Source organism: Pseudomonas aestuarii, assembly GCF_027988105.1.
GTDB classification, from domain to species: Bacteria; Pseudomonadota; Gammaproteobacteria; order Pseudomonadales; family Pseudomonadaceae; genus Aquipseudomonas; species Aquipseudomonas aestuarii.
This window is the reverse complement of record NZ_JAQJZJ010000020.1, coordinates 1-8236: the sequence shown is the minus strand read 5'-3', so window position 1 is coordinate 8236 and position 8236 is coordinate 1. Positions and strand designations below refer to the sequence as shown.

General features: G+C 62.3%; 8 protein-coding genes. 5 read left to right on the top strand and 3 right to left on the bottom strand.

Features of this window, described 5'->3' with window-relative positions; translation table 11 throughout:
* Positions 1-221: 221 nt before the first annotated feature.
* Both PH586_RS23305 and PH586_RS23300 read right to left on the bottom strand, forming a co-directional pair.
* Positions 222-965, bottom strand: coding sequence for a TraX family protein (locus tag PH586_RS23305; RefSeq protein ID WP_271350192.1), 744 nt, complete (start codon positions 963-965; stop codon positions 222-224).
* A 41-nt stretch (positions 966-1006) separates the two neighbouring features.
* The gene (locus PH586_RS23300; protein WP_271350191.1) at positions 1007-1162 is read right to left on the bottom strand and encodes a hypothetical protein; all 156 of its coding nucleotides are present in this window, start codon (positions 1160-1162) and stop codon (positions 1007-1009) included.
* Positions 1163-1392: 230 nt separating this feature from the next.
* Here PH586_RS23300 and PH586_RS23295 point away from each other — a divergent pair, with 230 nt between their 5' ends.
* The 4 genes from PH586_RS23295 (at position 1393) to PH586_RS23280 (ending at position 5099) form a co-directional block, all read left to right on the top strand.
* Positions 1393-2436 carry a threonine aldolase family protein gene (locus PH586_RS23295; RefSeq protein WP_271350190.1) on the top strand — a complete coding sequence of 348 codons (1044 nt, stop codon included), beginning with the start codon at positions 1393-1395 and terminating at the stop codon, positions 2434-2436.
* Positions 2437-2920: 484 nt separating this feature from the next.
* Positions 2921-4108, top strand: coding sequence for a SorT family sulfite dehydrogenase catalytic subunit (gene sorT / locus PH586_RS23290; protein WP_271350189.1), 1188 nt, complete (start codon positions 2921-2923; stop codon positions 4106-4108).
* Between the two features lie 25 nt (positions 4109-4133).
* Positions 4134-4427, top strand: coding sequence for a SorU family sulfite dehydrogenase c-type cytochrome subunit (gene sorU / locus PH586_RS23285; protein ID WP_271350188.1), 294 nt, complete (start codon positions 4134-4136; stop codon positions 4425-4427).
* A gap of 72 nt (positions 4428-4499) precedes the next feature.
* On the top strand, positions 4500-5099 hold the full coding sequence (locus tag PH586_RS23280; RefSeq protein WP_271350187.1) for a pyridoxine/pyridoxamine 5'-phosphate oxidase: 600 nt from the start codon (positions 4500-4502) through the stop codon (positions 5097-5099).
* A gap of 126 nt (positions 5100-5225) precedes the next feature.
* Here PH586_RS23280 and gbcB read toward each other — a convergent pair whose 3' ends face one another.
* Positions 5226-6326, bottom strand: coding sequence for a glycine-betaine demethylase subunit GbcB (gbcB, locus tag PH586_RS23275; RefSeq protein WP_271350186.1), 1101 nt, complete (start codon positions 6324-6326; stop codon positions 5226-5228).
* A gap of 366 nt (positions 6327-6692) precedes the next feature.
* On the opposite strand from gbcB, the gene gbcA reads away from it, so the two are divergent.
* Positions 6693-7982: a glycine-betaine demethylase subunit GbcA gene (gene gbcA / locus PH586_RS23270; protein ID WP_271350185.1), complete on the top strand. Its 1290-nt coding sequence runs from the start codon at positions 6693-6695 to the stop codon at positions 7980-7982.
* The last annotated feature ends 254 nt before the right edge of the window (positions 7983-8236 follow it).

Here is an 8236-nt window from a genome sequence, read left to right as displayed (position 1 = left end):
GTCTTTGCTGAACATCGCTGATCTCCTGCGGCACCAGGTTGTGGTGCATCTGTGTCGGAATCGGGGCTAAGCCCTTGTGCAGCCGATGGTATGACTCGCCCTGAACAGCCAGATGCCTATGCACGCCACGGGAGGTTGCGTTTGCGACATGCACGTTTGCGACTGGTTGCTGTCGTTCATGGCGATACCTGGCGGCGGCCAGGCCAGAGCGGCTGCAGCCCTCAGCGCAGCCAGTATTCGCGCAGGGCCGCGAGCACGAGAAAGTGCCCGGGATAGAACAGATAGGCCCAGCGTCGGACCGGCGGTACGCCAATCTGTAGTGGCTGGCGCAGCAGCCAGAGCCCAAACAAGGGCGCCAGGGCGCAGCTGAGGATCACTGTCCAGGCGAAGGGCTCGCCGCGCGCCGCATCGATATAGAAGGGCGGCCAGTAATTGGCGATCAGGCACAGCAACAGCGGCCAGATCCAGGCCGGAGAGGGTCGATTCAAGGCGTGGACGAAGGCGGCCGGCAACAGGGCCCCGGCGAGGCCGAACATCAGCCAGGAATGGGCGGCAACCGCGAGCAGCAGGGCGCCCAGAGCCAGCCAGCGTGCCTGGCCATGGGGCTGCTGCACGCCGCTGGCAATCAGCAAGCCGAGAACCAGGGTTGGCAGCACATTGAGCGATTGCGGCGCCTGCACCAGCAACCGGTACGGCCACTCGGAAAGCAGCGCAAACAGCAACAGCAGGCCAAGGTAGCGCAGCGGTAGCGGCGTGCGCGCGTGCGGCGACGGGCGCACCAGGTTGGCGGCGATGGCCAGGCAGAACAGCGGGAAGGCCAGGCGGCCGGGAATATAGAGGGCGTACAGCGGCGGCCAGACATGCCGCAGGTGATCGATCAGCATGCTCAGCAGCGCCAACCACTTGAGCAGATCCAGCGCGGCATCGCGCGGGCGGCTAGTCAGGGCGGGGAGAGAGGTGGGCATGGCGGCGCTCACAGGTCATTGGTCATTGGTCATGCTCGACGTTAACCCAGGATCGCCGTCACGGCCCCTGCCGTTATCACGCCAGCGCTGCACTCATTAGCGAACTCGGTTTTGCTACCCTCGGGCCAGCCGGCGGCAGTCGCAGGCAGGGCAAAGGCCAGGGCAATGAAGAACGCAATCAAGTGACGGTAGTTCATGGTGGAGTCCTGTTCGGGGTCAATCACTGCGGCAACTGCTAGCGCAGGCCCTGGTGTGAGGCGGTTTGCGCAGGTGAGTCGCTGTTCATTTCGTGTCGTTGCCAGCCAGCCATCCTGCGGGCCGGACAGCGCTTGGAGTGAACAAGATGTCGCCACAGTGTGCTGCCCGCGACAGGCTGCGAGGGTAAAGTAGCGCCATGCGCCGATGATCTAACAACAAGGAACGAACCATGTCCGAGTCATCGCAACAGTTCGCCAGCGACAATTATGCCGGCATCTGTCCGGAAGCCTGGGCCGCCATGGCCGAGGCCAATCAGGGTCATGACCGCGCCTACGGCGACGATCAGTGGACGGCGCGCGCGGCCGATCATTTCCGCGAATTGTTCGAAACCGACTGCGAAGTGTTCTTCGCCTTCAACGGCACCGCGGCCAACTCCCTGGCCCTGGCGGCGCTGTGCCAGAGCTACCACAGCGTGATCTGCTCGGAGACTGCCCACGTCGAGACCGACGAGTGTGGTGCCCCGGAGTTCTTCTCCAACGGCTCCAAGCTGCTGCTGGCGCCGACCGAGAACGGCAAGCTGACCGCGTCGGCAATCCGCGAGATCGCCCTCAAGCGCCAGGATATCCACTATCCGAAACCACGGGTGGTGACCCTGACCCAGGCCACCGAAGTCGGTACGGTCTATCGCCCCGCGGAGGTTCGCGCGATCAGCGCCACCTGCCGTGAGCTGGGCCTCAATCTGCACATGGACGGCGCGCGCTTCTCCAACGCCTGCGCCTTTCTCGACTGCGCGCCGGCCGACCTGACTTGGAAGGCCGGCGTCGACGTGTTGTGTTTCGGTGGCACCAAGAACGGCATGGCGGTGGGTGAGGCGATCCTGTTCTTCAACAAGGCCCTGGCCGAGGACTTCGACTACCGTTGCAAGCAGGCCGGCCAACTCGCGTCGAAGATGCGCTACCTGTCGGCGCCCTGGGTCGGCCTGCTGCAGGGCGACGCCTGGCTGAAGTACGCGCGACATGCCAATCAGTGCGCACGCCTGCTCGTCGAACTGGTCCGCGACGTGCCGGGCGTCAGCCTGATGTTCCCGGTGGAAGCCAACGGTGTGTTTCTGCAACTGTCAGAGACGGCCATCGTCGCGCTGCGCGCCAAGGGCTGGCGTTTCTACACCTTCATCGGCGCCGGCGGAGCGCGGTTCATGTGCTCCTGGGATACCGAAGAAGAGCGGGTGCGCGAGCTGGCGGCCGATATCCGCCTGGCCATGGCTACGGGCTAGGCATCGCCCGATCCGCCGGCCTGCCCAGGATGGCAGGTCGTTGCCGGTCACCCGGCGTGATTCGAATGAATATCAGCCGCTTAACCTCGTCTTGCCCACCGCAACTGTGCCGCGGTGTTCGCTCCAGCCCCTGCCCGCACTGATCGACTAATCGTCGAGGGCGCCGCTGCTCACTATAGGTAGCGGGGCGATCCCAAGACTTGCTTGAGTCTTTGTTCCGAGGACGTGCTTGATATCCAGAGCGGAGCAGCCGACCACTTACCTTGACAGGGGGCCACTGGGAACCTAGACCCAAACCAGTCATGGTAAATAACCCTGCCTGACACCGAGAGGAAAGTATTCATGCTCCGGTTTGTCGGGGATCGTTCGCCACTCGGCCGCGGTTCCTTCCTGCCCAGCATCAGCGCGCGACTCGCCCCCTTTCCCAGATCTTCCGGTTCTCCTGCCTGCGTGTTGCGCGTGTTGCATCTCTAGGGAGTCCCCCATGAACGACACCTTTAATCTGCAACGCCGGCAAGTGCTACTGGGCAGCGCTGGGGCGGTCGCGTCGGCCAGTCTGTTCGGTTTCAGTCCGCTCAGCCTAGCGGCAGAGATGCCGCTTCCAGACTATGTCAACTGGAAACACCCCGAGGCGCTGATCGTGCACAGCGCCAACACCCTGGAAACCCGGCGCGAGGCGATCGGCACCAGTATCGTCACCTCCAACGAGCAGCTGTTTGTGCGTAACAACCTGCCTACGCCGGATGCCTCCATCGTTGCCGACCGTGATGCCTGGGCGGTTAGTTTCCAGGGCGTGAAGAACCCGCGCAGCATGACGTTAGGCGAGCTCAAGAGTCTTGACGTCGCGACCGTAGCCAGTGTGCTGCAGTGCTCGGGCAACGGCCGGGCGTTTTTTCCGCATGGCGCTAGCGGCACTCAATGGTCGGTCGGCGCTGCCGGCTGCGTGGTCTGGAGCGGGGTGCCGGTCGGCGCCGTGGTCGATGCCCTCGGCGGCCTCGATGATGGCGCGCAGTACATGACCAGCACCGGCGGCGAAGTGCTGCCTGCGGGACTCGAGCCGAAGACTGTGGTGGTCGAACGTTCGGTGCCGCTGCGAGCGCTGGATCAGGCAATTCTCGCCTGGGAGCTGAACGGCGAGCCGCTGCCGCTGGCCCACGGCGGCCCATTGCGCCTGGTGGTACCCGGCTACTACGGGGTGAACAACATCAAGTACGTCAAGCAGGTGGCCTTCACCGTCGGGCAGACCGATGCCAAGATCCAGGCCTCTGGCTATCGCATCCGTCCGGTTGGCCAGGGGGGCGCGCCTGATCAGCCGTCAATGTGGGAGATGAACGTAAAATCCTGGATTACCCAGCCGCTGCATCAGGCCAAGGCCGGGAGGGTTCGGATCCAGGGCGTGGCATTCGGTGGGGCCAGGGCGGTGAAGGGTATCGAGGTGTCCCTAGACGGTGGCAAGGACTGGCAGATGGCGCGCTTCGTCGGCCCTGAACTGGGGCCATATGCCTGGCGACCATTCGTGTTGTTCGTCGAACTCAAGCCGGGCAGCTACAGCATCGCCAGCCGGGCTACCGATGCCCAGGGTGCCATGCAGCCCGAGGGTCGCCTGGATAATGAACGCGGCTACGGTCACAACGGCTGGCGCGATCATGCGGTCAGCCTTGTGGTGGTCTGAGCAGATGGTGAGGTTGCTATTGGTCGTGGCTGGCCTGATTGCGGCTGTTTCGGTAGCAGCGGATGATGCCCGTCTGGAACTCGGCCGACAGGTGTTCACCGAGCAGGCGCAGCCGTCCTGCAGTCTCTGCCATAGCCTGCGCGAGGCCGCTGCCGGCGGTGTCATCGGCCCCGATCTGGATCAGCTCAAGCCGAGCGTCGAGCAGGTCGTGGCTGCCGTTCAGGGTGGTGTTGGCGTGATGCCGAGTTTTGCCGCATCCCTCAGCGCTGAACAGATCGAGGCAGTGGCCTGCTATGTGGCGCAGGTGGCCGGGCAGTGAGTCCTATACTGGGTTTTTCGATCCCCGCAAGAATTGCCAAGGAACGGCGCCGGCAAAGGATGACGACTGAGCATGAAAAGCAGTGAAGCGATTTATCGAGAGGCCTTGGCTCAGCTCCAGCGGCTGATCGAGCAGGCCACCGCGCAAGGTGTGGAGGAGGCCCATGCCGCCGCACTGGCTACGGCGGATCGCTATGCCCACCCGTCCGTGCGAATGGTCTACATCGTCGCAGTCGAGGAGGCTGGATTGCTGTTCTTCGCCAATACCGAGAGTGGCAAGGGTCAGCAACTGATCGACAATCCGCGCGCATCACTGTGTTTCTTCTGGCGCGAGCTGCAGGAGCAGGTGACGCTTGAGGGCGACGTCATTCGGCAATCCGTTGAAACCTCGGACAACTATTGGCGCAAACGGCCCCGCGAGACCCAATTGGCAGCTTGGGTACTTCCTCAGGGCACGCCTGCGCCAGAAAAAGGCGAATCGCGTCGACAGGTGCGTCAGCTTGAACAGGCCCTGGGCTTCGAGCCGGTGCCGCGCAGCCCGAACTGGTGCGCCTTTCGTCTTCAGCCTGAGCGGATCGAGTTCTGGCCGTCCGGTTGGCCGCGCATGCGTGAGCGGGTCAGGTATCTGAAGCAAGCGGATGGGCTGTGGTCTGAGGCGCTGCTCAGCCCTTGAGCCACTATCGGTAGGCGATGCAGGGCGGCTTGAGCAATGCTGACGGTTGCGCTTGCTGTGCGGCGGGCGGAAAAGGCCTCACTCCACCGCTACCGGTCTGGCAGCAGTGGAGAAAGGCCACGTCGATCAATAATCGATGGTCACATCGCCCTGGGGCACGCTGCAGCAGGACAGGATATAGCCTTCAGCGACGTCCTCGTCGGTGATCCCGCCGTTATGGTCCATGCTCACCTCGCCAGCGGTCTTCATCACCTTGCAGGTACCGCAGATGCCCATGCCGCAGGCCTTGGGAATGTGCAGGCCAAGTTTGGCAGCTGCAGCATGCACGGTCTCACCCGGATCGATGCGAATGCTCTTGCCGGTGGCGGCGAATGCCACCTGATGCTGCTCGGCCAGCGGCACCGGATCGGCGTCGGCCGCTTCGGCGGCCCACTCCTTGGCTTCTTCGCGTACATCCGCCGGCGTCGCACCGAAGGATTCCTCGTGATAGTGCGACATGTCGAAGTCATTGGCTTCGAGCAGGCGCTTGACTGCATTCATATAGGGCGTTGGCCCGCAGCAGAAGATCTCCCGCTCCATGAAGTCCGGCGCCATCATGTGCATCATGGCCTGGTTAAGGTAGCCCCGGTAACCGGACCAGGCCTCGCCCAACCCGTGTTTCTCGCAAATGATGTGCAGGCTGAAGTTGTTGATCCGCGCCGCTATGTTTTCCAGCTCGCGGTGGTAGATCACGTCCTTCGGCGAGCGTGCGCTGTGCACGAAGACCATGTCGACGTTGGCGTTGGTGTCATAGAACCAGCGGGCCATGGACATCACTGGGGTGATACCAACACCACCACTGAGGTAGAGCACCTTGTCCGCCGGGAAATCGATGGCGTTGAACAGACCGGCCGGGCCGTGTACCGGCAGCTCGTCACCTTCACTGAGGTTGTCGTGCAACCAGTTGGACACCTTGCCGCCTGGCACCCGCTTGACCGTCACGGAGAAGCTGTAAGGCACGGCCGGGGAGCTGGAGATGGTGTACGAGCGCATGACTGGCTGGCCGTCGATCTCCAGCTCGAGGGTGACGAACTGCCCCGGTTTGAAGAAGTACAGTACCGGCTGCTCGGCCATGAAGCAGAAGGTGCGAACGTCCCAGGTTTCCTGGATCACCTTGACGCAGCGCACTAGATGGCGGCCGTTGCTCCAGGTCTGGGTGGTGACGGTATTGAAAAAATCGTTCGACATGGTCGGTATCTCGCGCGCAGCGGCCTGATGTCGGCCTATTGCGATGGATTGTGCGCAACGACATGCACACTCATTTATCCATGAGCGACATTGACATGCTTATCGCGACCTGCCTGGAGGGCCGTGGCTTGCCGCGTCGGAAACGGATGTGGCCATGTCGCCTGTAGATAAGGTTTACTCGGCATGCATCGCCACACTCAGCTCCAGCCGAAGCAAATGGATAAGAGCGTCCGACTCTCTCTAACTCCACGTAAGAACCGCTATTCGGCAGGCGGCTTGCGGAGGGTCAGTCACGCCGCCTTGCGTAAACCGAAACAGCCACTTTTTGCGGCGCTCGCATGGCGAGCCGCCATTGAGGAATTACCGATGGACGTCACTTCCAACCTGAGCCTGGGCGATCCACTAGAGCCCGCACGCAAGGCCACCGCCGAGATGCTGCAGAGCCGCGAGCGCACCTTCTCGTTGCCGCAGCCGTTCTACAACGATGAACGTCTGTTCCAGATCGACATGCAGGAAATCTTCCATAAAGAATGGTTGAACGCCGGCATGACATGCGAGATTCCTGCCAAGGGCAACTACCTGACCCTGCAGTTGGGCGACAACCCGATCATCATCATCCGCGGCGCTGAAGGCGCTGTGCATGCCTTCCACAACGTCTGCCGCCACCGCGGTTCGCGCCTGTGTGTCAGTGACAAGGGCAAGGTCGCCAAGCTGGTCTGCCCCTACCACCAGTGGACCTACGAGCTGGACGGCCGCCTGCTGTTCGCTGGCACTGAGATGGGTGACGACTTCAAGCTCAGCGACTACAACCTCAAGCCGGTGAACTGCAAGACTGCCGGCGGCTACATCTTCATCAGTCTGGCGGACAACCCGCCGGCGATCGACGATTTCCTCTCCACCCTGGCTCACTACATGGAGCCCTACGACATGGAGAACACCAAGGTCGCGGTGCAAAGCACTATGCGCGAGCAGGCCAATTGGAAGCTGGTGTTGGAGAACAACCGCGAGTGCTACCACTGCAATGGTGCGCACCCGGAGCTGCTCAATTCCCTGCTGGAGTGGGACGACACTAGCGACCCGCGTGCTCCCCAGGCGTTCAAGGATCACGTGGCCCAGTGCGCGGCCGATTGGGAAGCCGAAAAAATCCCCTACCTGCATGCCGGTTTCGGTCTGCGCAACCGCATCGTACGCATGCCGCTGCTCAAGGGCACCGTGTCCATGACCATGGATGGCAAGCAAGGCAGCAAGAAGCTCATGGGTCGCATCAAGAACCCCGATCTGGGCTCAATGCGCATCCTGCACCTGCCGCACTCGTGGAACCACTGCATGGGCGACCACCTGATCAACTTCACCGTGTGGCCGATCAGCGCTCAGGAGTCCATCGTTGTCACCAAGTGGCTGGTGCACAAGGATGCGGTGGAAGGCGTCGACTATGACGTGGCGCGTCTGCGCCAGGTCTGGGATGCGACCAACGAGCAGGATCGTCGTTTGGGTGAAGAGAACCAGCGCGGCATCAACTCCACGGCTTATCAGCCCGGACCGTATTCGAAGACCTATGAGTTTGGCGTAGTCAACTTCATCGACTGGTACAGCGAGCAGATGCTCAACAACCTCGGAGCCGAGCCGGCAGCCCATCTGCGTCAGGTCAACGACTGAGTGTCACCGTCGGCCCGCCTTGTGCGGGCCGACGCGTTTCTGGAGACCGTCTGATGTCGATTAGCCTGGGGCTGGTTATTCTCTTAACCTTATATAGTGGTTACGCCAGTTGGCGTATCCAGAGGTCGAAGGCATCGGGCGCTGGTAACCACCTGAAAAGGAGTGGCGGCGTTGGTAAGTAACTTTTAATAAAGGCTTGACGTGGTTTCTGCTGGGCCTATAATCCGCACCTCTTCTGGCGCAGGCCTCTCGGC

Bases quoted from the DNA above. Each gene is read 5' to 3' on its own strand.
- PH586_RS23305 (WP_271350192.1), bottom strand. From the start codon at position 965: ATGCCCACCTCTCTCCCCGCCCTGACTAGCCGCCCGCGCGATGCCGCG.
- PH586_RS23300 (WP_271350191.1), bottom strand. From the start codon at position 1,162: ATGAACTACCGTCACTTGATTGCGTTCTTCATTGCCCTGGCCTTTGCC.
- PH586_RS23295 (WP_271350190.1), top strand. From the start codon at position 1,393: ATGTCCGAGTCATCGCAACAGTTCGCCAGCGACAATTATGCCGGCATC.
- sorT (WP_271350189.1), top strand. From the start codon at position 2,921: ATGAACGACACCTTTAATCTGCAACGCCGGCAAGTGCTACTGGGCAGC.
- PH586_RS23280 (WP_271350187.1), top strand. From the start codon at position 4,500: ATGAAAAGCAGTGAAGCGATTTATCGAGAGGCCTTGGCTCAGCTCCAG.
- gbcB (WP_271350186.1), bottom strand. From the start codon at position 6,326: ATGTCGAACGATTTTTTCAATACCGTCACCACCCAGACCTGGAGCAAC.
- gbcA (WP_271350185.1), top strand. From the start codon at position 6,693: ATGGACGTCACTTCCAACCTGAGCCTGGGCGATCCACTAGAGCCCGCA.